The 22,593-nt window shown below is 49.7% G+C and carries 25 protein-coding genes; 2 read left to right on the forward strand and 23 right to left on the reverse strand.

All coding sequences use genetic code 11. The features are described 5' to 3' along the window. Nucleotides 1-19 precede the first annotated feature (19 nt). The 7 genes from upp to EDM52_RS05000 form a co-directional block, all read right to left on the reverse strand. On the reverse strand, nt 20-649 hold the full coding sequence (gene upp / locus EDM52_RS04970; RefSeq protein ID WP_122907932.1) for a uracil phosphoribosyltransferase: 630 nt from the start codon (nt 647-649) through the stop codon (nt 20-22). 147 nt (nt 650-796) lie between these two features. Continuing rightward, entirely contained in the window at nt 797-2,047 is a 1,251-nt protein-coding gene (locus EDM52_RS04975; protein WP_122907933.1) for a serine hydroxymethyltransferase, read from the reverse strand. 47 nt (nt 2,048-2,094) lie between these two features. Then, nucleotides 2,095-2,664 (reverse strand): TIGR01440 family protein, encoded by a 570-nt coding sequence (locus EDM52_RS04980; protein ID WP_122907934.1) that lies wholly within the window; start codon nt 2,662-2,664, stop codon nt 2,095-2,097. Then, nucleotides 2,665-3,120 (reverse strand): ribose 5-phosphate isomerase B, encoded by a 456-nt coding sequence (gene rpiB, locus EDM52_RS04985; protein ID WP_122907935.1) that lies wholly within the window; start codon nt 3,118-3,120, stop codon nt 2,665-2,667. A gap of 147 nt (nt 3,121-3,267) precedes the next feature. Then, nucleotides 3,268-3,729 carry a low molecular weight protein arginine phosphatase gene (locus EDM52_RS04990; protein ID WP_122907936.1) on the reverse strand — a complete coding sequence of 154 codons (462 nt, stop codon included), beginning with the start codon at nt 3,727-3,729 and terminating at the stop codon, nt 3,268-3,270. A gap of 32 nt (nt 3,730-3,761) precedes the next feature. Next, nucleotides 3,762-4,322 (reverse strand): manganese efflux pump MntP, encoded by a 561-nt coding sequence (locus EDM52_RS04995; RefSeq protein ID WP_122907937.1) that lies wholly within the window; start codon nt 4,320-4,322, stop codon nt 3,762-3,764. 56 nt (nt 4,323-4,378) lie between these two features. Next, on the reverse strand, nt 4,379-5,470 hold the full coding sequence (locus EDM52_RS05000; protein ID WP_122907938.1) for an L-threonylcarbamoyladenylate synthase: 1,092 nt from the start codon (nt 5,468-5,470) through the stop codon (nt 4,379-4,381). A 230-nt stretch (nt 5,471-5,700) separates the two neighbouring features. Here EDM52_RS05000 and EDM52_RS05005 point away from each other — a divergent pair, with 230 nt between their 5' ends. After that, nucleotides 5,701-6,474, forward strand: a complete 774-nt coding sequence (locus EDM52_RS05005; protein WP_122907939.1) for a DUF3298 and DUF4163 domain-containing protein — start codon at nt 5,701-5,703, stop codon at nt 6,472-6,474. A gap of 100 nt (nt 6,475-6,574) precedes the next feature. Here the strand turns inward: EDM52_RS05005 and spoIIR are convergent, their stop codons facing one another. From spoIIR to EDM52_RS05075, 14 genes are all read right to left on the reverse strand, one after another. Next, nucleotides 6,575-7,336, reverse strand: coding sequence for a stage II sporulation protein R (gene spoIIR / locus EDM52_RS05010; RefSeq protein ID WP_122907940.1), 762 nt, complete (start codon nt 7,334-7,336; stop codon nt 6,575-6,577). Nucleotides 7,337-7,461: 125 nt separating this feature from the next. Continuing rightward, nucleotides 7,462-8,352, reverse strand: coding sequence for a peptide chain release factor N(5)-glutamine methyltransferase (prmC, locus tag EDM52_RS05015; RefSeq protein WP_122907941.1), 891 nt, complete (start codon nt 8,350-8,352; stop codon nt 7,462-7,464). Further along, complete coding sequence (gene prfA, locus EDM52_RS05020) at nt 8,336-9,412, reverse strand: peptide chain release factor 1 (protein WP_122907942.1); 1,077 nt, start codon at nt 9,410-9,412, stop codon at nt 8,336-8,338. Before prfA ends, prmC begins: the two co-directional genes overlap by 17 nt. A gap of 163 nt (nt 9,413-9,575) precedes the next feature. Then, nucleotides 9,576-10,061, reverse strand: a complete 486-nt coding sequence (locus tag EDM52_RS05025; protein WP_122907943.1) for a YhcN/YlaJ family sporulation lipoprotein — start codon at nt 10,059-10,061, stop codon at nt 9,576-9,578. 78 nt (nt 10,062-10,139) lie between these two features. After that, nucleotides 10,140-10,721, reverse strand: a complete 582-nt coding sequence (locus EDM52_RS05030; RefSeq protein ID WP_122907944.1) for a thymidine kinase — start codon at nt 10,719-10,721, stop codon at nt 10,140-10,142. A 149-nt stretch (nt 10,722-10,870) separates the two neighbouring features. Beyond that, nucleotides 10,871-11,071, reverse strand: coding sequence for a 50S ribosomal protein L31 (gene rpmE / locus EDM52_RS05035; RefSeq protein WP_122907945.1), 201 nt, complete (start codon nt 11,069-11,071; stop codon nt 10,871-10,873). Nucleotides 11,072-11,174: 103 nt separating this feature from the next. Next, the gene (locus EDM52_RS05040) at nt 11,175-12,440 is read right to left on the reverse strand and encodes a radical SAM family protein (protein ID WP_122907946.1); all 1,266 of its coding nucleotides are present in this window, start codon (nt 12,438-12,440) and stop codon (nt 11,175-11,177) included. A gap of 71 nt (nt 12,441-12,511) precedes the next feature. Continuing rightward, a complete protein-coding gene (locus EDM52_RS05045) occupies nt 12,512-13,408 on the reverse strand; it encodes a peptidoglycan DD-metalloendopeptidase family protein (RefSeq protein WP_122907947.1) in 897 nt (298 codons plus the stop codon). 69 nt (nt 13,409-13,477) lie between these two features. After that, the gene (gene rho / locus EDM52_RS05050; RefSeq protein ID WP_122907948.1) at nt 13,478-14,755 is read right to left on the reverse strand and encodes a transcription termination factor Rho; all 1,278 of its coding nucleotides are present in this window, start codon (nt 14,753-14,755) and stop codon (nt 13,478-13,480) included. A 52-nt stretch (nt 14,756-14,807) separates the two neighbouring features. Next, nucleotides 14,808-15,770, reverse strand: a complete 963-nt coding sequence (gene glpX / locus EDM52_RS05055) for a class II fructose-bisphosphatase (RefSeq protein ID WP_122907949.1) — start codon at nt 15,768-15,770, stop codon at nt 14,808-14,810. Nucleotides 15,771-15,798: 28 nt separating this feature from the next. Further along, nucleotides 15,799-17,082, reverse strand: coding sequence for a UDP-N-acetylglucosamine 1-carboxyvinyltransferase (locus EDM52_RS05060; protein WP_122907950.1), 1,284 nt, complete (start codon nt 17,080-17,082; stop codon nt 15,799-15,801). A 79-nt stretch (nt 17,083-17,161) separates the two neighbouring features. Then, a complete protein-coding gene (gene fsa / locus EDM52_RS05065) occupies nt 17,162-17,806 on the reverse strand; it encodes a fructose-6-phosphate aldolase (protein WP_122907951.1) in 645 nt (214 codons plus the stop codon). 15 nt (nt 17,807-17,821) lie between these two features. Further along, on the reverse strand, nt 17,822-18,676 hold the full coding sequence (fba, locus tag EDM52_RS05070; RefSeq protein ID WP_122907952.1) for a class II fructose-1,6-bisphosphate aldolase: 855 nt from the start codon (nt 18,674-18,676) through the stop codon (nt 17,822-17,824). A gap of 106 nt (nt 18,677-18,782) precedes the next feature. Then, nucleotides 18,783-19,157: a response regulator gene (locus EDM52_RS05075; RefSeq protein ID WP_122907953.1), complete on the reverse strand. Its 375-nt coding sequence runs from the start codon at nt 19,155-19,157 to the stop codon at nt 18,783-18,785. Between the two features lie 146 nt (nt 19,158-19,303). Here EDM52_RS05075 and EDM52_RS05080 point away from each other — a divergent pair, with 146 nt between their 5' ends. Then, on the forward strand, nt 19,304-20,098 hold the full coding sequence (locus EDM52_RS05080; RefSeq protein WP_122907954.1) for a lipid II flippase Amj family protein: 795 nt from the start codon (nt 19,304-19,306) through the stop codon (nt 20,096-20,098). A gap of 70 nt (nt 20,099-20,168) precedes the next feature. On the opposite strand, the gene EDM52_RS05085 is transcribed toward EDM52_RS05080, so the two are convergent. Together EDM52_RS05085 and rpoE are read right to left on the reverse strand one after the other, a co-directional pair. Further along, nucleotides 20,169-21,767 carry a CTP synthase gene (locus tag EDM52_RS05085; protein WP_122907955.1) on the reverse strand — a complete coding sequence of 533 codons (1,599 nt, stop codon included), beginning with the start codon at nt 21,765-21,767 and terminating at the stop codon, nt 20,169-20,171. A gap of 210 nt (nt 21,768-21,977) precedes the next feature. Beyond that, on the reverse strand, nt 21,978-22,529 hold the full coding sequence (gene rpoE, locus EDM52_RS05090; RefSeq protein ID WP_122907956.1) for a DNA-directed RNA polymerase subunit delta: 552 nt from the start codon (nt 22,527-22,529) through the stop codon (nt 21,978-21,980). Between the last annotated feature and the right edge of the window lie 64 nt (nt 22,530-22,593).

Here is a 22,593-nt window from a genome sequence, read left to right on the forward strand (position 1 = left end):
CGGATTTCCTCTCCTACTGCTACTTTGTGCCGTACAAGCGATCTCCTGCATCCCCCAAGCCAGGAACGATATAACCGTGGTCGTTCAGTTGCTCATCTATGGCTGCTACGTAAATATCTACTTCCGGGTGCTCTTCCTGCACCATTTTAATGCCTTCCGGTGCGGCAATCAGACACATCAGCTTCAGGTTTTTCGCACCGCGGTTCTTCAGTGCGGTAATCGCTGCTACAGCTGATCCTCCTGTGGCCAGCATTGGATCGATCACGATCAGTTCACGTTCCGCCACGTCAGATGGCAGTTTGACGTAATACTCAACAGGCTGCAGCGTCTCTGGATCACGGTAAAGGCCTACATGGCCTACCTTCGCTGCCGGGATCAGCTTCAAAAGTCCGTCTACCATTCCCAGTCCCGCGCGCAGGATCGGTACCAGCCCTACTTTTTTCCCAGCAATGACATTGGACTTGCAAACTGCCACAGGTGTCTCGATCGTCGTCTCTTCCAAGGGCATTTCACGGGTAATTTCATATCCCATCAAAGTAGAAACTTCGTCTACCAGCTCTCGAAACTCCTTGGTACCCGTGTTTTTGTCACGAATATACGTCACTTTATGCTGAATTAGGGGGTGGTCAAACACATATACACGGCTCATGTACGTTCCTCCGTTTTCCTATCAATATCTTTATCATAATAGCGAACGAGCCTGCTGACGTCAATTTGCCTAATCTTCGTACATTTATGCGCAACGCGAAAAAAAAGACCCGGTTCACATGACAACCGGGCCTTCCTCTACTGCTATTTAGATGCTGAGACCTTCGTACATAGGAAAACGTTGGCACAACGCAGCTACGCGCTGGCGAGCTTCATCATGCTTTGCAGCGTCTTCCGGATTTTTCAGGGTCAGGGCGATGATCGCTGCCACTTCTTTCATCGCTTCCTCGTCAAAGCCGCGGCTCGTTACAGCAGGTGTACCCATGCGCACGCCACTCGTTACGAACGGGCTTTCCGAGTCGTATGGAATCGTGTTTTTGTTGGTAGTGATGTTGACTTCATCCAGTAAATGCTCCGCTACTTTACCAGTCAGACCGATCTTGCTGACATCGATCAGCACGAGGTGATTGTCAGTACCGCCAGATACGAGAGTCAATCCCTCTGCTTTCAACGCTTCTGCGAAAGCTTGTGCATTCTTTACGATGCGGGCAGCGTAGTCTTTGAAATCAGGCTGCAGCGCTTCGCCAAAGGCAACTGCCTTCGCAGCGATCACGTGCATCAAAGGACCACCCTGTACGCCTGGGAATACGGATTTGTCGATGCCTTTTGCAAATTCTTCCTTGCACAAGATCAAACCACCGCGAGGACCGCGCAGGGTTTTGTGTGTAGTGGAAGTGACAAAATGTGCATATGGTACTGGGTTTGGATGCAGGCCTGCAGCTACCAGACCCGCGATGTGCGCCATGTCTACCATGAAATAAGCGCCTACTTCATCCGCGATTTCACGGAATTTCGCGAAGTCAATTGTACGTGGATATGCACTCGCACCAGCCACGATCAATTTCGGTTTATGCTCCAATGCTTTTGCACGTACGTCTTCATAATTGATGCGATGTTCTTCCTGATCTACCCCGTACTCTACGAAGTTGTACAGCGTACCGGAGAAATTGACCGGGCTACCATGTGTCAAGTGTCCACCGTGGGAGAGGTTCATACCCAGAACGGTATCTCCTGGCTTCAGGATGGTGAAGTAAACGGCCATGTTTGCTTGCGCGCCGGAATGCGGCTGCACGTTGGCGTGTTCTGCACCGAACAGTTCTTTCACGCGATCGCGGGCAATGTTTTCAGCAATGTCCACGTATTCGCATCCACCGTAGTAGCGACGGCCTGGATAGCCTTCCGCATACTTGTTAGTCAGCACAGTGCCCATTGCTTCCATGACTGCCTCGCTGACAAAGTTTTCAGACGCAATCAGCTCGATTTTGTCGCGCTGTCTGCCGAGCTCCAACTGGATAGCCTCCAGAATTTGTGGGTCTTGTTTGCGTAAATGATCTAACATCGTAGGTCTCCTCCTCAAGATAGGCTTGTCCCTTATTGGGTTTGGAATTACGTACAGCTTTGGTCAGATAGTTTGCGATCGTAGACAGCCCGCGCTCCGCCAATCAGTTTGGGACGCGTCCGTGCTGCTGTGACGTGGGCTTCCCCTACCGTACGCAGTGAGGGGCGAATCGGGACAGCCACATGCTTCATATGCATCCCTATCAACGTATCGCCAATGTCCACGCCTGCATGTGCCTGAATATGCTCCACGACTACAGCATCCTCCAGCTGTTGGTACGCATGAGCAGCCATCGAGCCTCCTGCAGCAGGAACGGGAATGACCGTAACCTCATCCCAGCCGAATCGCTCCATCACTTCGCGCTCCAGCACCAGAGCCCTGTTCAAATGTTCACAACATTGAAAGGCGACAGCAAATCCCATTCGTTCCTGAACCTCGCGAACGCCACGATAGATCGCAGCAGCCACTTCCTGGCTCCCTGCATTCCCGATCTGCTTGCCTACTACCTCGCTCGTGCTGCAGCCCAGGACCAGCAGCTGTCTGGAAGTCAAAGCTGCTTCACGTGCCACTTCGTCCACAATCTCGCTGACTTGTCTTTCAATAGCGAGCAAGTCCACTTACTTCACTCCCAATTGATTCGCTTCGATTTGGGTGATCTTTTCTACGCGGCGCTCATGACGTCCGCCCTGAAATTCGGTTTCCAGCCAAATTTTCACGATATCCAATGCCAAGCCTGGGCCAATAACCCGCTCACCCATAGCCAGCACATTGGTGTTGTTGTGCTCTCTGGTCGCTCTCGCTGAAAAGGTGTCGTGCACCAGAGCACAGCGAATACCCGGAACTTTGTTGGCGGCAATCGACATGCCGATCCCCGTCCCGCAAATCAGGATTCCCCGGTCAAACTCACCTGCGGCTACTTTTTGCGCTACAGGCAAAGCATAGTCGGGATAATCCACCGAGTCTTCACATGAGCAGCCAAAGTCTTCTGTCTCGATGTTCATGGAAGATAGCCAGTTCCTGATTTCTTCCTTCAGCTTATATCCACCATGATCAGCAGCAATTGCTACTTTCATCCGTCATCCCCCGCTTGTTTCATGATCTCAACCATTATACATCATTTTCCGACAAGTAAAAAGTGAACATTTATCCCTGTTCATCAATAAATGTTCGTACTCTCATGAAAAACAAGGCTCTGGATTGGAACCAGAACCTGCAAATCTTTATGATTCACGAAAACGCTTTTGAACGAACACCTCTAAAAGCATGTCCAGTGACTCCTCGATCTCAGCCGCACATCTGCGGTAGTCTTCCAAGGCGCCGCCAAAAGGATCCGCAATATCGCCGTAGCCTTCCACGCCGACAAACTCACGCAAGGTGAAAACCTTGTCCTTGACCGCAGGAAAATAGTCCAAGATCGCTTGCTTATGGCTATTTGTCATCGTCAGAATCACATCTGACCACTCTATCAGCTCTTCACTCAAACGGGTAGACTTGTGGTCGTGTTCGATCCCCCGCTCCTTCATCACCTGGATGGCGTGTACAGAAGCAGGCTGGCCATCATAGGCAGCGACTCCTGCCGAGCGAATTTCATATCCTTGCCCTTGCGTCTTGGCCCGGAACAACGCTTCCGCCATTGGACTGCGGCAGGTATTTCCGGTACAGACAAACACGATTCGTTTCACGATCTCGCTCCTCCTATACCCACGTCATACAGCTATAACACAAATTTTAACCCAAAACCAAACAAAATAAGACCACCTATTATTTCGCTATACTCCCCAAGCCATCCTCCCACACTTCTGCCAAGCAGCAAGCCACAGTACGACATGGCTGTGCCCATCAGACCAAACAAAGAAATGGCCAGTATCTTATTTACTTCCATCAGACCAAAGGATACCCCGACAGTCAAGGCATCCAGACTGACACTGAAGGCAAACAGCAGCAGGCCAAACCCTGTCGTTCGCAAGACGCTCTTCTGGTCGCCTTTCCCAAATCCGTTCCATAGCATATGCGCTCCCAGCAGCATCAGTACACCACCGCCAATCGAAACAGCGATATCTCCGATCAGCTCAGACAAGTAGGCACCAACAGCGATACCGAGAATGGGCATGACAATATGAAACAAGCCAATCGTTATACTGACTCTCACAATCTCTCGCAAACGAATTCCTACCATGCCAACGCCAATTCCCAGTGAAAAGGCATCCATACCGAGCGCAAAGGCGATCATAAGCAAGGTCAGGAATTGTCCCCATTGAAACAAGACCAGGTCCAATTTGCCTCCCCCTCCTGTCCTTTCACCTTATGCGGACAAGAAGGAGTTTAGACGCTTTATACTGACAAGACCCGGCCACCTGCAGCCTTTTCCAGACGATTCATTACGGCCATCCCCAATCCTTCACGGGAAAATGTCTCAGAGACGATATACTGGACCTTTTCTTCATCAAACTGCCGAAGTGCCGCGTAGAGCTGCTGAGCCACCTCGTCCAGTCGAGCGGTAGAACCCACAGACAGCACCACGTCCGCCTCTGCAAATCCACCCCAAAAATCGGCAGATTCTTCGGTAGCCAATACCCCCGTGCGAAGCCCGTTTCGCTTTGCCTCCCGCAGCATATCTGCCTGTTGCCTGCGAACTTTGTCGGCCTCACCCGTTACGAGCCACATTTCCCCTTCTGGAGCGTAATGCGTGTACTTCATTCCCGGCGCTCGCGGTGTCTCTACTGCGCCCACTTCGAAAGACGGGTCCAACTCGACATGTCCGATCACCGCTTCCAGCTCTTCTCGAGTAACGCCACCCGGCCGCAGAATAATCGGCGGGTCCACAGTCACATCGATCACCGTGGATTCCACTCCCACACCCGTTGGACCTCCATCCAGCACACCCGCAATCCTTCCGTCCAAATCAGCCAGTACGTGAGCGGCAGTAGTCGGACTCGGTCTACCCGAGCGATTCGCACTTGGGGCAGCAATCGGCACGTCCGCTTCTTTCAATAAAGCAAGAGCGATTTTGTGATCCGGCATCCTCACCCCGACAGAATCCAATCCGGCTGTCACCAGGGAAGCTACCTGATCCGTTTTGGGCAGTATGATCGTCAATGGGCCCGGCCAGAACGCTTCCATCAAACGATTTCCCTTTTCCGGGATATGTCGCGCTACCGTAGGCAGTTGGTTTCTTTCCCCAATATGCACAATGAGCGGATTATCACTCGGTCTGCCTTTTGCTAAAAATATTTTTTCCACAGATTCATCAGACAATGCATTGGCTCCCAGTCCGTAGACAGTCTCTGTCGGAAAGGCTACTACTTCCCCGCTTCGCAGCAGAGCGGCTGCATCCACAATCTGTGTACAACTCTGTAAGTTTTCCACATTTTTTTCCACATGCTTATCCACAATCCATACCTTTGTAGCTTGATCCAGCTCCATTGCAAAAAATCCTCTCTCTAGCTCGTTTCATAACCATTAGTGACTTTAGTATAGTTGTGCGTGATGAAGTTTTCAACAGCCTGTGGGTAACTTGTGAATAACTTTTTGGTTACTCGTGGAAAAAGCAAGTGTTTGCAATTTGTTACTTTCTTTTCCCGGCTATATAGTAGTATGTGTAAAGAAGCTACTCCTTCATTACACGTTTAATAACGAAAGGATCTGATCCTGCCATGACTACGCGCAAATCCGTTGTTTCCGCGCTGTTGAGCACAAGCCTCATTCTCGGTGCGATTGCAGTACCTGCTTTGGCTGCTCCTCCTGTACAGCCTGCGGCTGCTGGTACCCAACAAGAATCCCGTATCGTATTTACCCCGAAATCCACCAACATCTCTGCCAAAGAATATGAGGCAAAAATCACAATCCCTATCATTAGCGGTCTGGCAGACAAAGCATTTGAAACCCAGCTAAATGCCGAATTGCAGAAATTTGCCGCTGAATCGCTCAAGAATACCCAAGCGCAGAGCAAGGCAGATGCGGAACTTGCCAAGAAGGGAGGCTGGGAGTTGCGTCCTCACGCTCTCGATATTTCCTATAACGTAATCCACACAGGAAAGCTCCTCTCCTTTGCTGTCACAACCTACACCTATACAGGCGGCGCTCATGGCATGACAAATGTAACCTATTACAATATCGCCAATCTGGATAAAGCTCAGAGTCTCCAGCTTTCAGACCTGTTCCAGCCCGGCTTTGACTTCAAATACGTCATCAACAACCTGATCAAGCAGCAAATCGCGGATGAAGAAAAACGGACTGGCTTCGAGATGTCGTATTGGTTTGAAGGAATTTCCGACAACCAAGCCTTCTCGTTCAAGGATGGAAATCTCGTCATTCACTTCGGGCAATACGAGATAGCTCCTTATGCAGTGGGCATGCCTTCCTTTACAATCCCTGCCCATCGCTTTCAAAACCTTTTGAAGGCCGATATACGCGACCTGTTGAAATAGCTTGTACACAGGTTTCCTAGACAAACTTCTTTCTTGGATGCACTACCTCGATCGTTGTTTCCAAAAAGAAAAAGACACGGACACGTGTCTTTTCATCCCTTTACGAAAACAGACTCTCCAGCTTTTCCCACAAAAAGAACTTTACCTGCACTTCGGGTTGTGGAGGAGCCGTTGGCACTTCGGAAGCCTTGGCTGTCTCGGGCTGTTCCTCCACGAATTCAGCTTCGTCATCGGTCACATCACCAGCTACCGCATCTGATCTGTACAAAGCCGTTCTAAGCTGACGTTCATTCTGCCAATCTTCCCTGTAGGTGTGGATGCTGCTTCTTTTGGGTTCTTCTGGCGTCGAAACAGTCGGCGCCATTTCCGCGGCATCCGCGTTGGACATATCGATAAAGCAGAGTGGCGGAAACAGAACACACCACCAGTTTTGCCCTTGCGCTTCTCCAATCGAGACTCGCAATGCCTGATACTCCCCAGCCGGATAGACGTAAGAGCCGTACATTTTCGTCGGGAATGGCACCTGTCCAAAATCAACGACTGCCTCGTACGCAAATCCCCGCTCACGCATCGTTTGATCTACGACCTGCTGCAGTTCAGGCAGGCGAGCTGCGACGAACTCCTGCGCCTCTTCATACGTCTTGATTTGGTCCGCCCAGCTGTTCATTTTTTCGATCAACGCGTCACGTACTTCTCGCTTCAACCATTGGTCCTGTACGGAGTCGCTATTGGCAATAATCCGCAAGCGAATCGATTCTTGAGGGATTGGCCCATTGTCAAGCACATTGGCCGAGGTAAGCTGTCCCTCCCAGCTCATCATCAACAGGAAAAAACTAAAGCCCAATAATAGCAATCGTTTCATATATATCCGTCTCCCTTTACCGTTCTGTCTCTATAGCCACAGTATGGGGAAAAACGGACGATTTCATACCCGATCGCACGAATCTTTTCACAATTCAAGCAAAAAAACAGGTTGATGCCGGAAGCCTATTTTCTCAGCCCCAGCACAACCCGCTCGATTCCAGCCAAATCAGGGATGACCACCACTTCATCAATCACGCCCGATAGGCGCAGCAAATCTGCCACATCCCGCGCTTGATAAATCCCAATCTCAAAAGCGACCAAAGCCTTCTGCTTCAGGATCACAGGCAATGCTTCGCACAGCTGTCTGTAAAAATCCAAACCATCCTGCCCTCCGTCCAATGCGAGGCGCGGCTCATAGGAACGGACCTCCTCATCCAGCACATCGACATCGGAGCTAGGGATGTACGGAGGATTGGAGACTAAAATATCGAGTTGTTCCCCGGCCTGAATGAATGGCTGTACAAGATCGCCTTGTAGAAATCGAACCTGTACCCCTAGACGGTCAGCATTTTCCCGCGCAATCGCTGTGGCATCTGGCGAGATATCCACTGTAGAGATTTGCCAATCCGGTCTTTCACTGGCCAGTGTGATGCAGATAGCCCCGCTCCCGGTCCCAATATCTGCAACAGTCAACCGCTCACCATCTGTCCAGAGCTTAGCAGCATGCAGGAGTACCTGTTCCACTAAAATCTCTGTCTCCGGCCTCGGAATCAATACACCTGGACGTACGACAAAAGAACGGCCGTAAAATTCCTGTGTCCCAAACATGTACTGCAGTGGCTCATGGTGGACACGTCTCTCGCATAAAGCAGCCAACTGTTGGACTGTCTCAGGGGAAATCGGATCGGTCATCGACGTGAGAAATCGCGTACGATCCCATTTCAGACAGTATCGGATCATCAGCTCGGCTTCAAAAACCGGATCTTTCACACCGTGCTCGCGTAAAAAGGAAGAAGCCCGTGTCAGGGCTTCCCGTAACGTCGACAAATCCGACCAATTAGGCTGTGTGGGCATGGCTTTTCAACAGCTCCGTCTGTTCGTGCATGATCAGGTTGTCGATCACTTCGTCCAACTCGCCTTCCAATACTGACTCCAGTCGATGGAGGGTCAAGCCGATCCGATGATCCGTCACACGGCTTTGTGGATAATTGTACGTACGAATCCGTTCGCTGCGGTCACCTGTACCTACCAGGCTTTTACGAGTTGCATCTGCCTCCGCATTTTGCTGCTGCATGTAAAAGTCATACAGACGAGCACGCAGTACGCGCAATGCCTTATCCTTGTTGGAATGCTGTGATTTCTCATCCTGGCAGGAAACCATAATGCCTGTAGGAATATGGGTCACACGAACGGCTGATTTTGTGGTGTTTACGCTCTGACCACCCGCTCCACTGGAACAGAAGGTATCGATACGAATATCTTTTTCGTTAATTTCTACTTCCACGTCTTCTGCTTCTGGCAATACGAGAACCGTTGCCGTGGAGGTATGAATACGTCCGCCCGATTCCGTAGCCGGAATACGTTGTACACGGTGTGCACCACTTTCGAACTTCAGCTTGCTGTAAGCTCCTCGACCACTGATCGAAAAGACGATTTCCTTATAACCACCGATGTCTGTCGGACTAGCCTCCAAAATCTCCAGCTTGAACCCATTGCGCTCGGCAAAACGTGTATACATACGGAACAGTACCGCTGCAAACAAAGCCGCTTCATCGCCGCCTGCTGCACCGCGCACTTCCATAATAACGTTCTTTTCATCGTTCGGATCTTTTGGCAGAAGCAGGATTTTCAGGCGATCTTCCAGCTGTTCCTTACGCACCGTCAGCTCGGAAATCTCCAGCTTCACCATTTCACGCATTTCATCGTCCAGTTTGTCTTCCAGCATGATCTTGGCATCGTCCATCTGGGACACAACTGATTTATATTCACGGTAAGCCGTCACTGTTTCTTCCAGGGAAGACTGCTCCTTGGACAGCTCACGCAAGCGCTTTGTATCGCTGATGACGTCGGGGTCACACAGGAGATCGGTTACTTCTTCAAAACGCTCTTCAACTGCAGATAAGCGCGTAAACACTGTACTTCACCCCATCGCAAAGAATACTGAAATACAATCGTATCGTAACAGATAAATTATAGGAAGAAAACCGTAATAAGTCAAAGAACAATATTTGCTGGAACGGCATTTGGGGGATGTAAAAAGGCCCGGCATTGCCGAGCCTCCCGTAGTCAGACCCGGGCTATCTGTGAAAACCTTCATTCGAGGTTACGTGAAAGTCATAACGCGGTATTTTTCGGTGAAGTGCAGCAATGACCTTCTTTTCAATCTCCCGTGCCTCTTTGGCCGTTACGTTGTGCTTCAGATCAAGAGTAACATATGCATTGCCGCCGTTGAGTGTGATACGGGCATTTTCCACACCCGGAACCGATTTGGCCATCATTTCCATGTTGTTCATATCCACATGCGAATTTCGCACATTGGAATGTCCGATAATCAGGTTGGGATTTTGATTGCGTCCCATCAAATCGTCACGATCCACCGAACGAGGAGCTGGACTGTGCAGGACATCCCCGGCCTGGTTCGTCTGTGTCGTTCTTTTCGTCATCATTTGTTTGCGATCGTAATCAAAGTTCCCGTAATTGGTGCATCCGGCTGTCAGAGCCGTAGACAGAACGATGATGCTTGCCAGCATAAGCGGGCTTTTCCAAATGGCAGCGCGTTGCATGAAACAGCCACCTCCTTTTTGCCTTTAGTCTGTGCATCGGCGAACACAGACATGCACGGGCAAAAGAAGAGGCGGCCTTTATTGTTCGTTCGTGAGCGGGGGATGGTAGTAATGAGGGCGGCATACGCTGCTGTAAGTATCATTGCCTGCGATTTCTATTGTCTCCCCACTGTAAACCGGCTTCCCGTTTTTAAACTTGAGAATATGTGTTGCTTTTTTGTTGCAATAAACGCAAACCGTTTTGATCTCTTCCACTTTGTCGGCTTCACACAGCAGTGCAGCGCTTCCTGGGAACAGCTCATTTTTAAAATTCTTCAACAACCCGTATACAATCACTGGAATACTCAGCTGATCGACAATGGAAACCAGCTGGGTAACGTGGTGCTTGCCAATAAACTGCGCTTCGTCTACCAGCACACAATCCGGCTTCGTCTCTTCTCCCGCTACAATTTCAAACAGATCTGTCTCTTCACTGATCGGAATCGCTTCCCGACTGATCCCCACACGAGATGCCACTTTGCCAACCCCAAACCGGTCATCGACTGCCGGCGTAAAGACCATCACTTTTTTCCCCGATTGCTCGTAGTTGTGTGCAACGGTCAGCAACTGGATCGATTTCGATGCGTTCATTGCTCCGTAACGAAAATATAATTGTGCCACGATTCCTATCTCCCTTGGTTAAGAAGTTCTACCTGCGATTCTACTCGGTTTCTATACTATTTTAGAGGAATTTGACCGATCTCGTGAAGTCATCAAATAAAAACAAAACCAGGCAGATCGCTCTACCTGGTTGCTCCAATCCTCTCCGATTAGGAAAGATTGTATTTGCGTTTGAAACGGTCCACACGGCCGCCAGCGTCTACGAATTTTTGTTTACCTGTGAAGAATGGGTGGCAGTTGGAGCAGATCTCCACTTTCAGCTGTTGCTTCACGGAACCGGATTCAAATTCGTTACCGCACGCACATGTAACGGTTACAATGTTGTACTTTGGATGAATACCTTGTTTCATTTCGCTACACCTCTTTTTGCCCTGAATCGTTTGCCGAAACAGAGTTATTAAACACACCTTACAGATTAACACGACACTCATTGATTTGCAACAACAAGTCCGCTTACGCCATGTTTTTCCTACGACGCAATTCTTCAGGCGGGATATGGGTAAAGGAGCCAATCACTACATCTGGAAGCTCCTCCTGATAGATCTCGATCGCCTGCTTCATCCCGAATACTTCTCCCTGTGCTTTCGGAATCATCGACAGGTAGCTTTCCGGATCGATGTTCAGATTGCGCAGCTGAATCAATTTGATCCCTGTGCGACGGATGAAGTCGATCATCGCTTCCATCTCTTCTTCACGGTCAAACACGCCTGGGAAGCACAAGTAGTTAATCGAAGTGTACACTCCTTTGGAGGAAGCGTACTCCGCAGATCGCGCCACATTTTCCAACGTGTAGTTGCGTGGACGATAGTAAGCATTATAATGCTCGTCGATTGCACTGATAATGCTGACGCGCATCAGATCGAGGCCAGCATCCACAATTCCTTTGATGTGATCAGTCAGCCCTGCATTGGTGTTGATATTGATAAAGCCCATGTCGGTCTGTTCGCGAACACGCCGCATGGCAGGGACGATAATGGAGGCCATCGTGGAAGGCTCGCCCTCACAGCCTTGTCCAAAACTGATGATGCTGTCCGGCGTCTGCAAATGATGCAGCATGACTTCCACCAGCTCGTCTTCGGTCGGTTTGAAGTTCATCCGTGTCTGCGGTGAAGGGAATCCACTGTCCTCTGGCTGCTCGGAAATGCAGCCGTAGCAGCCTGCGTTACAGGTATAGGAGACAGGCAGACTTCCTTCCCAGCGATGAAAAAAATTATTGGACGCAGTCAGGCACTCATACTCCAGCGCACAGTGCGACAAATGCTGCAGAATGCGGTTTTGTGGAAACAGCTCCAAGGTGTTCTCCACTCGCTTCTTCAGCTCGTCCATCGGGAAATTGAGTGGGTCCCATTTGTAAATATCATCGCTTGCTCTCCCAGCTACCCAAAAGCGATCGTCCTTCCACACGACGGCGGAATAGCCAAAGAGCGGCAATTTGCTCTCTTTGTTGCTTTTTACGTAGCCTGGGAGCAGCAAGCGGGTAATTCCCTGAGGAACCAGTGCTCCCACCGCGGTATATCCGTCCAGCTTCACCATTTCTCCTGATTCGGGGTCCATCCCGATCGGTAATGTATCAGGAAGGCTGACCAATGTCGCACCTTCCGGCAGTGGAATCAGTTCTTCCTCAAGGATTTCCGTCAATATATCACCATTACGCGCAACCGCGAACAATTCGGGGTGTTCATAGACATTGCCTTTTTCATCTGCATATACCAAATACATGGAAAAAACTCCTCGCTTCTTTGCTTTGCCCATTGTATCGCATTGAAAATGCAATGTAAATTAGTGAAGGTTTACCTTCCTAAAAACGGCATAGGGTTGATAGGGACATCATCCTGGCGTACCTCAAAATGTAGATGATAGCCTGTAGAATCACCTGTTCTACCCATGAATCCAAGCACTTCTCCCACCTCTACTGTTTGCCCTGGCGAGACGAGGATACTCCTCATATGGGCGTAGAAGGTTTGCAAGCCGTCTCCGTGGTCGAGCACCACCATTCGTCCGTACCCAGATCGATTAGCACCTGCTTCAACGACCAATCCGGCTTTTGCAGCAAGTATAGGTGCCTTGGCTTCTTCTTGATTCCACAGGTCTACCCCTTTATGGCTTTTCCCCCAGCGAGTGCCAAACCCACTCGTAATCGTGGCTTCTTGAACCGGCCATGCCAATCCGCCTCGTATACGAGCGGACACTTGTCTGCTCGCTGCCTGAGCCGTATTTCTGCGTTGATTGACCTCTTCTGGCTGCATCTGCTTGTTGGCCATCACAGGAACATAGACGACCTGTCCCACGTACAGGTTGTCCGATAACCACCTTAACAAAGGATTGCGTTCGATCAGCAGCTCTTTGCTGACTCCGTAGCGCTGGGCGATATAATTGAGTGTCTCACCGCGTTTGACCATATGTCGTACTTCGTCATTGCTGATAATGAGCTTCAGGCCAATACCAACCAAATGTGGATTCTTGATCTTATTGGTTTCCACCAGCTTATGTAGGGATAATCCGTATTTGTGAGCGATTTCGGACAGGGTTTCGCCCTCTTGGACGGAATAGACCATGACCTTACTTGCAGGAGCATTTCCTGCCAAGCCGACAAACGGATTAAAGGCTTGAAACAAAGCCTGTTCGACAATCGCTTTTTGTGCATCCTCCCAGCTTTCCACGGGAGGGGTTACTTGTGCGTAATCCACCGCCACTCCTCCTTCGTTTGGCTACTCCTCCTACGGTATGCTTTCAGGCAAAAAAAAATGACGGCGAAATTAACTCACCGTCGTCGTACTTGCTGTTTTTCCTCTGCTTTGTTTAGCCTCTAAGGATTGTACAAATTCCTCATTGGTCTTGGTATCCGCCAATTTCTTAATGAAGGAATCGACGAACTCGTTCGTTTCGTTCATATTTTTGCGGATCATCCACAGTTTTTCCAGTTCTTCCTTGGTGAGCAGCAGCTCTTCACGCCGCGTACCCGAACGGCGGATATCGATCGCCGGAAAAATGCGGCGTTCCGACAATTTGCGATCCAAGTGCAGCTCCATATTTCCCGTTCCTTTAAATTCTTCGTAAATGACGTCGTCCATCCGTGAGCCTGTCTCCACCAATGCTGTAGCCAAGATGGTCAGACTGCCACCCTCTTCAATGTTCCGCGCAGACCCAAAGAAGCGTTTAGGGCGATGAAAAGCTGCCGGATCGATCCCGCCTGAAAGTGTCCGACCACTCGGCGGAATGACGAGGTTGTACGCTCGAGCCAGTCGTGTAACGGAATCGAGCAAAATCACAACGTCCTTTTTATGCTCGACCAGACGTTTGGCACGCTCCAGCACCAGTTCTGCCACCTTGATGTGATTCTCAGGCAACTCGTCAAAAGTAGAGGCCACTACTTCCCCTTTGACGGAGCGTTGCATGTCGGTCACTTCTTCCGGCCGTTCATCAATCAACAGAACAAACAAATGAATATCGGGGCGGCTTTCCGTGATACTGTTGGCAATTTCCTTCAGCAGCATGGTCTTCCCCGCTTTTGGAGGAGCTACGATAAGTCCACGCTGTCCAAGTCCAACCGGAGCAATCAAATCCATCAGACGAGTGGAAACACGATCTGGGGCAGTCTCCAGGACGAGCTTGTTTTGCGGATAGAGCGGTGTCAATGCAGGGAAATGAAGACGCTCAGCTGCCGTCTCAGGATCTTCTCCGTTTACAGCCTCTACTTGCAAAAGTCCAAAATAACGCTCATTTTCCTTCGGGGGTCTGGCTTTACCGGAGACTACATCACCCATTCTCAGATCAAATCGACGGATCTGGGATTGGGAAATGTAGATGTCCTCAGAGCTGGGAAGATAATTGATGGGACGAAGAAATCCGTACCCTTCCGGCAGGATTTCCAAAACGCCCTCCATAAACATCAGCCCATCCCGCTCCGCTCTGGCACGAAGAATGGAAAATATCAATTCTTTCTTTTTCAATTGTGAATAATACGGAATGTGATATTCCTTCGCCAGTTTGTACAGATCGGTCAGCTTCTTCTCTTCTAATTCAGAAAGTAACATACATCCACCACTCTTTTTATACTCTTCAACTTATTCTCGTCCGAACAAGGAATTACAATACCAGTGTAGGTTTGCGCTCCAATCGGTGATTTCCTTCAATAAATCGAACTGTTCCTGTTTTTGCACGCATGACCACGGAATGGGTAGAAGCCCGCATTCCCTGGAAGCGAACACCCTTCAGCAGTTCACCGTCCGTAACGCCGGTCGCAGCAAAAATCGCGTCGTCACCTTTGACCAGATCATCCATAAAGAGCACTTGATGCGGATTGATCAGGCCCATTTGCTTACAGCGTTCGATCTCCTCTTCACTATGCGGCAGAAGTCTCCCTTGAATTTCTCCACCCAGGCACTTGAGTGCGACAGCAGCCAGAACACCCTCCGGTGCACCACCGGAACCAAACATAATATCTACACCCGTATCAGGAAATGCCGTGTTGATCGCAGCCGCCACGTCACCGTCAGAGATCAAACGGATACGTGCGCCAGCTTCGCGGATTTCATGAATGATCTTTTGATGGCGGTCCCGATCCAGGACGATCGCGACCAGATCGCTGATATCTTTGCCTTGCGCCTGGGCCACCGCTTTCAAGTTGTCACGGACGGGGGCATTGATATCAACCTTGCCTACCGCTTTTGGCCCGACAGCCAATTTTTCCATGTACATATCCGGTGCATGCAGGAGATTGCCTCGGTCCGCAATAGCAATGACAGAGATCGCCCCCCACGTTCCTTTGGCAAGAATGTTGGTTCCTTCCAACGGGTCAACCGCTACGTCCACAGCAGGTGCAACACCTTGTCCCAAGCGTTCCCCGATATAAAGCATCGGTGCCTCGTCCATTTCACCCTCACCGATAACCACGACTCCGTCCATCGGAACCTTTTCAAACTCGTTTCTCATAGCAGTAGTTGCTGCATCGTCAGCCTCGTCTTTTTTTCCGAGACCCATCCAACGTGCAGACGCCAAGGCTGCTGCCTCTGTCACTCGTACCAATTCAAGCGTTAAACTGCGTTCCATTCTGGAAGACTCCTCTCCTGGTGATAGGCTAACGTTGATGTTGTTCCGAACGCTGCAAACCGACACGCTTTATGTCAGCTCCGAGTGTTTGCAGCTTTCCAACTAGATTTTCATAGCCGCGATCAATGTGCTCCAGTCCTTCCAATTCTGTCGTTCCCGAGGTTGCCAGACCAGCAATAAACAGCGCTGCACCAGCTCGCAGATCGGAAGCGACTACCTTGGCTCCATTCAAACGACTGCCACCTTCAATGACAGCGGAACGGCCTTCCACTTTGAGCGTCGCACCCATACGGCGCAATTCATCGACATGGCGAAAGCGCGAGCTGTAAATGTTGTCAGTCACAATACTGGAGCCCTTCGCCATCGTCAGCAATGTCGTGATCGGCTGCTGCAGATCGGTCGGAAACCCGGGATACGGACTTGTTTTGACATCAATGGAGCGATAACCCATACGTCCAACCACTTGGATCGCGTCGTCCATCTCCGTCACGTCAACCCCGATCTCGCGCAGCTTGGCTGTCACAGACTCCAGATGCTTGGGGATAACGTTCTCTACCATGACGTTGCCATTGGTAGCCGCTGCCGCGATCATATACGTACCTGCCTCAATCCGATCCGGGATAATCGTATGACGACAGCCGCGCAAACGGTCAACACCCTGGATACGGATCAGATCTGTCCCTGCACCCTTGATGTTTGCCCCCATATTGTTCAATAGAGTAGCCACATCGACAATCTCTGGTTCCCGGGCCGCATTTTCAATCACTGTCACACCGTCTGCTTTGGCAGCAGCAAGCATGATATTAATCGTCGCTCCCACACTAACCAGATCGAGGTAAATGCGCGCGCCACGAAGCTTGCCATCCCGAGCACGAATGGTCATGACGCCGTTCTTGTTCTCCACTTGTGCACCCATTGCTTCGAATCCTTTGATATGCAAATCGATGGGACGTGGCCCCAGGTCACAGCCGCCCGGCAAACCTACCTGTGCTTCACCGAATTTTGCTAAAAGAGCGCCCCACAAGTAATAGGAAGCGCGCAGCTTTTTGATTCGGCCATTCGGCATCAGCATCAGTTTCATTTCACGACCGTCGATCTCCATCCAATCTTCTTCGAACAACACATCAGCTCCCATTTCTCTCAGGAGCTCCTGATAAATGTCTACATCCTGAATACGGGGAAGATTGTCAATGACAACTGGCCCATCAGCCAGTAGTGCGGCCGGAATAAGGGCAACCGCGCTGTTCTTCGCCCCACTGATGGTTACTGTCCCAGCAAGTGGTTTTCCACCGTTGATGATTAGCTTATCCATGCTTTGATCTCCTCAGGCGTAATCGGGAAAGAAGCACCTTCCCCGATGGAAAAGGTGCTTGGAAATGCACAAGTCTGTCCTATTTTTGCATGCTTGCCCAGTCTGCAAGGAATTTCTCCAGGCCACTTTCCGTCAACGGATGGGCAATGAGCTGTTTAAACACTTTTGCCGGAATCGTGGCGTAGTGAGAACCGCGTCGTGCAGCCTCTGTTACATGAACAGGATGACGGACGGAAGCCGCGATAATTTCGGTGTCGATGTCGTGGGCCGAGAAAATTTCTGCAATATCTTCAATCAACTGCATGCCATCCTGACCAATGTCGTCGAGGCGACCCAGGAAAGGAGAGACGAACGTTGCACCCGCTCTGGCAGCCAGCAGTGCCTGATTGGCAGAAAAGACCAGTGTCACATTCGTTTTGATTTTCTTTTTCGCAAAGTACTTGGTTGCTTTCAAGCCTTCTGCTGTCATAGGCAGTTTGACCACGATGTTTTTGGACAAGGCAGCCAGCTTCTCGCCCTCTTCAATCATGCCTGCTGCATCTGTGCTGATGACTTCGGCGCTGATGGGACCATCGACAATGTCGAGAATTTCTTTCAAGGTTTCGATGAAATCGCGGCCTTCCTTGGCAACCAGGGAAGGATTGGTCGTGACGCCTGCGAGGACGCCCCACTCATGGATTTCACGAATTTCTTCAACGTTCGCTGTATCAATCAAAAAGCGCATGATGTACCTCCTTGGTTACGCACGGTTGCTACTGCCGAACAGGCGCATTTTGCCTTTGACAACTTCCTTGATCGCATCGCGACCAGGGCCGAGATATTTGCGTGGGTCAATCTCGTTTGGTTTGGCAGCCAGGATTTTGCGAATCGTTTCGGTGCATGCGACTTGGCTTTCTGTGTTCACATTGATTTTACCAACACCGAGGCTAATCGATTTCACGATCGCTTCATCCGGCACTCCGGAACCACCGTGCAGTACGATTGGTGCCCCAATTTGGCTGGCTACCTTTTCAATGATGTCGTAGCGGATTTTCGGAACGCCTTTGTACATTCCGTGCGCAGTACCTACTGCGATCGCCACGTAATCCACTTTGGTTTCATTCCAGAAGTGAATGGCTTCATCTGGATTTGCCAGAGTAGCATCTTCTTCGTCTACGGACAGATCGTCTTCCACTCCACCGATTGTACCGAGCTCACCCTCTACGGAAACGCCAACCGCATGAGCCGCTTCTACAACCTGTTTCGTCAAGCGAATGTTGTCTTCAAAGGAATGGTGGGACCCGTCGAACATAACGGAAGAGAATCCCGCACGAATACATTTCATGACGATATCAAAGTTGCTTCCGTGGTCCAGATGCAAAGCAACTGGTACTCCAGCGCGCTCTGCTGCTGTCTTGGCAATCGCTACGGTATAATCGAGGCCCATGTATTTAAGAGCTCCCTCAGACACACCAAAAATCACAGGCGACTTTTCTTCCATAGCGGCTTCTGTGATTGCTTGAGTAAACTCCAGATTATTAATGTTGAATTGACCAACAGCATACTTATGCTTTTTGACATCTTCGGTAAAGGCGGTCATAGGTACCAGTGGCATGTTTTGTAAATCCTCCTCTAGCAGACTTCATTAATGTCGCTTATTATACCACAGAGCCGTATTTGTTAACAGGTACGCTTGTATCGAATCTGTGTATGACGAAAGACTAGCATGCCAGCTGTTGATGAACAGCCAGACGTAATTCATCAATATCAAAAGGTTTGGTAAAATGAGTCAAAGCACCCAATTGCGTAGCTTCCTTGATCATGTCCAGCTCTCCATAGGCCGTCATCATGATCACCTTGATATCCTGATTGATCTTTTTGATATGCTTTAAAATCTCAATGCCATCCATGCCAGGGATTTTCATATCCAGAATGACGAGGTCAGGCGATTCTTTTTCCACGATTTCCAAAGCCATTTTCCCATTTGCTGCCTGAAACGTTTTGTAGCCCTCTTTGCCCAGCACCTCGTACAACAAAATGCGAATGCCGTACTGATCATCGACAACTAACACTTTTTTGTCGTGCTTGTCAAACATGACTAAATTCCTCCTGACCAAAGCTATTACTTAACTTACTAACTTCGCCTAATTTCAGGAAACTCCTTCCCCGAAAGGATTGAATTTTTCCCTTTGAGAGCTTTGGAGTATAATGGAGAGTACTTGCGATTAGGGGGATTACCCTTATGTATACCATTTTGCTGATCTGCACGTTGACTTTTATTATTCATACAACCGAAACGCTTTCATATGCCCTTCGCTTTGCAGGTGTACAGACGGGAAGGCTGGCTGTCGCCTTGTCTTTATCTGGCATGATCCTGCTTATATCCCGCACCTCCAATCTGATCCAATCCCCTTTTTCCGGGGGACTTATCGATCAAGCCGTGCTGATGCATACAGACCCAAGCTGGAAGCTGCACCTGATCATCGTTGCATCATCCTTGGGTACCTTGGCCGCCATCTTTCTGTTCCCTACCTTTGTACAGCTGTCCAAGCGCCTGATCTCCCATCTGGAATTGGCGGGCTCTATACCCGGGATGCTGCGTTCAACTGTTAATATTCAAAGCATCCGACGCGCGCGCCACCACGTTCGCTTGCCCAAACTAGCGTCCCTCTCCCGCTTTCGGATCAAAGGAGTACCCAAGCGCCTGCTCATACTGAATGCTTTGGGCACGGCCATCTATACATCCAGTGTACTGTCTGTCCTCTACGCCTCGATGCTCGCTCCTGACTACAAGGCAACGGTTCTGACATCCTCTGGCCTGATCAACGGATTTGCCACCATTTTCATGACCATTCTCGTGGATCCTCAGGTCGCTCTCTTGACCGATAAGGCGATACAGGGACAAGCATCGCACGAAGAGATTCGGCAAATGTACCTGTGGCTGATGCTCTCCCGTTTCTTCGGGACGCTGCTGGCTCAGTTCATCCTCATCCCTGCTGCTTATTGGGTGGCGTGGCTCGCTCCTTTGTTTCAGTGATTCACTGACAAACCAAAAACGCACCTGCGACTCCCCAATGGGACACAGGTGCGTTTTTCTATTTACAAGATTACTTGTGGTTCAAAGATGCTTGAACAAAATCACGGAAAAGCGGTTGTGGACGGTTCGGACGGGAAGTAAACTCTGGATGGAATTGGGTAGCCACAAACCAAGGATGCTCGGATACTTCCACGATCTCCACCAGACGGCCATCCGGAGTCGTACCCGCGAAACGCAGACCCAATTGTGCCAATTGCTCGCGGTATTCGTTGTTCACTTCATAGCGATGACGATGGCGTTCGTACACCAGTGTATTTCCATATGCACGCTCGGTGAGGCTTCCTGCGATTACTTTGGTTGGACCTACGCCCAAGCGCATGGTACCGCCCTTGTCCTCCACTTCTTTTTGCTCCGGCAACAGATCGATGACCGGATATGGAGTTTGCGGATTGATCTCAGAGCTGTTCGCACCATCCAAGCCTGCCACGTGACGGGCAAACTCGATGACAGCAATTTGCATCCCCAGACAGATACCCAGGAACGGAACTTTATTTTCACGCGCGTAGCGTGTAGCGGTGATTTTCCCTTCAATACCACGATCACCGAAGCCACCTGGTACGAGGATTCCGTCTACATCACCCAGCAGCTCTTTCACATTGTCAGGGGTTACTTCCTCAGCGCTCACCCATTTGATTTCCACGTTGGAATCATTTGCATAACCGCCATGATACAGCGCTTCAGCAACGGAAAGATACGCATCGTGCAGCTCTACGTATTTACCAACGATGGCAATGCGCGTCACTTTGGACAGGTTTTTGATTTTGTTGACCAGTGCTTTCCACTCGGTCATATCCGCTTCTTGGCAATCCAATCCGAGATGACGGCAAACATAATCATCCAGTCCTTGCGCTTGCAATTGCAAAGGAACGTCATACAAGGTTTCGGCATCCGCACATTCGACTACCGCTTTTTTGTCGATGTCACAGAACAGGGCCAGCTTATCCTTCATTTCTTGTGTCATCGGCTTCTCAGTACGGGTCACAATCACGTTTGGCTGGATACCCAGGCTGCGCAGCTCTTTTACGCTATGCTGAGTCGGTTTGGTTTTCATTTCACCAGCTGCCTTGATGTAAGGTACCAGTGTTACGTGAATGTACATCACGTTTTCGCGACCAATGTCACTCTTAATTTGACGAATCGACTCCAGGAAAGGCAAGCTCTCGATGTCACCAACTGTACCGCCGATTTCTGTGATCACCACATCGGCTCCCGTTTCACGGCCTGCACGGAATACGCGCTCCTTGATTTCATTGGTGATGTGAGGAATAACCTGCACCGTGCCGCCCAGATAGTCGCCACGGCGTTCTTTCGCGATGACAGAAGAGTAAATTTTACCAGTCGTTACGTTGGAGTTCGCACTGAGGTTGATATCAATAAAACGCTCGTAGTGGCCCAGATCCAAATCCGTCTCTGCTCCGTCGTCAGTTACGAATACTTCCCCATGCTGGTACGGGCTCATGGTTCCCGGATCCACGTTGATGTATGGGTCAAACTTTTGAATCGTTACTTTGAGTCCCCTGTTCTTCAGGAGTCGGCCCAGAGAAGCCGCTGTAATCCCTTTTCCCAACGAGGATACGACCCCGCCTGTTACAAAAATATACTTCGTCATCGTTTACGTCCCCTCTTCCCTATTCCTTTTAAATGATGATGAATGCAGATATAAAAACGGCTTATGAAAAAAGAAAAAACAAAAGCGAGTCCTATCCCGAAGTTGTTCGGGTAGGGGCACTTTTGTTTTATAGTTTTCCATATTTAATCCTTCTTCATGTGAAGCCCAAGGAGTATTTTATCTGTCCCTCAGACGGAAGTCAAGGACTTATCACCGATCGTCTTCTTCAGAGTCCTCTTCTACTTCTTCTTCCTCTGCTTCTTCATCTTCGAACAGCTCATCTTCTTCTTCAATTTCTTCTTCGTCGATCTCGCCATCGATCTCTTCTTCCTCGATTTCAGCTTCTTCATCGACAAATTCTTCCTCGTCTTCGAAGATCACAACTTCATCTTCCTCGTAATCATCAACGAGCTCATCTTCGGATTCGAAATCGTCGAAGTCGTCGTCCATGATGACCTTCTTCTTCTTGCTTACGCCGCCTTCTTGGGTTTCATCTACGGTATCTGTCGGGTACCAACGCTTGAGACCCCAGACATTGTCACCCAAGCAAACGAAACGGCCATCGATATTAATTTCAGTGTATACTTGAGCGATGATGGCATTTACTTGTTCTTCCGTCAGCTTGCGCAGAACAACCAGCTCATCCATCAGTTCGCGGAAGTTATAAGTGCGATTGTTTTCACGCAGAATTTCGTATGCAATGTCAACCAATGCCATCTCACTTAGTCTCTCAGCATCAATGTGTGCAAGTTTTTGACTCACTACAGGCACGCCCTTTCCTATACAAAACTTGACTTTGTATCCACCCTTGCCGCTAAGCGACTCG

Source organism: Brevibacillus invocatus (assembly GCF_003710915.1).
GTDB lineage: Bacteria > Bacillota > Bacilli > Brevibacillales > Brevibacillaceae > Brevibacillus > Brevibacillus invocatus.

What these genes read in the sequence shown, in the direction of transcription:
- upp (WP_122907932.1), bottom strand. Translation starts at nt 649, where the DNA reads ATGAGCCGTGTATATGTGTTTGACCACCCCCTAATTCAGCATAAAGTG.
- EDM52_RS04975 (WP_122907933.1), bottom strand. Translation starts at nt 2,047, where the DNA reads ATGTTAGATCATTTACGCAAACAAGACCCACAAATTCTGGAGGCTATC.
- rpiB (WP_122907935.1), bottom strand. Translation starts at nt 3,120, where the DNA reads ATGAAAGTAGCAATTGCTGCTGATCATGGTGGATATAAGCTGAAGGAA.
- EDM52_RS05000 (WP_122907938.1), bottom strand. Translation starts at nt 5,470, where the DNA reads ATGGAGCTGGATCAAGCTACAAAGGTATGGATTGTGGATAAGCATGTG.
- EDM52_RS05005 (WP_122907939.1), top strand. Translation starts at nt 5,701, where the DNA reads ATGACTACGCGCAAATCCGTTGTTTCCGCGCTGTTGAGCACAAGCCTC.
- spoIIR (WP_122907940.1), bottom strand. Translation starts at nt 7,336, where the DNA reads ATGAAACGATTGCTATTATTGGGCTTTAGTTTTTTCCTGTTGATGATG.
- prmC (WP_122907941.1), bottom strand. Translation starts at nt 8,352, where the DNA reads ATGCCCACACAGCCTAATTGGTCGGATTTGTCGACGTTACGGGAAGCC.
- EDM52_RS05025 (WP_122907943.1), bottom strand. Translation starts at nt 10,061, where the DNA reads ATGCAACGCGCTGCCATTTGGAAAAGCCCGCTTATGCTGGCAAGCATC.
- rpmE (WP_122907945.1), bottom strand. Translation starts at nt 11,071, where the DNA reads ATGAAACAAGGTATTCATCCAAAGTACAACATTGTAACCGTTACATGT.
- EDM52_RS05040 (WP_122907946.1), bottom strand. Translation starts at nt 12,440, where the DNA reads ATGTATTTGGTATATGCAGATGAAAAAGGCAATGTCTATGAACACCCC.
- rho (WP_122907948.1), bottom strand. Translation starts at nt 14,755, where the DNA reads ATGTTACTTTCTGAATTAGAAGAGAAGAAGCTGACCGATCTGTACAAA.
- glpX (WP_122907949.1), bottom strand. Translation starts at nt 15,770, where the DNA reads ATGGAACGCAGTTTAACGCTTGAATTGGTACGAGTGACAGAGGCAGCA.
- EDM52_RS05060 (WP_122907950.1), bottom strand. Translation starts at nt 17,082, where the DNA reads ATGGATAAGCTAATCATCAACGGTGGAAAACCACTTGCTGGGACAGTA.
- fsa (WP_122907951.1), bottom strand. Translation starts at nt 17,806, where the DNA reads ATGCGCTTTTTGATTGATACAGCGAACGTTGAAGAAATTCGTGAAATC.
- fba (WP_122907952.1), bottom strand. Translation starts at nt 18,676, where the DNA reads ATGCCACTGGTACCTATGACCGCCTTTACCGAAGATGTCAAAAAGCAT.
- EDM52_RS05075 (WP_122907953.1), bottom strand. Translation starts at nt 19,157, where the DNA reads ATGTTTGACAAGCACGACAAAAAAGTGTTAGTTGTCGATGATCAGTAC.
- EDM52_RS05080 (WP_122907954.1), top strand. Translation starts at nt 19,304, where the DNA reads ATGTATACCATTTTGCTGATCTGCACGTTGACTTTTATTATTCATACA.
- EDM52_RS05085 (WP_122907955.1), bottom strand. Translation starts at nt 21,767, where the DNA reads ATGACGAAGTATATTTTTGTAACAGGCGGGGTCGTATCCTCGTTGGGA.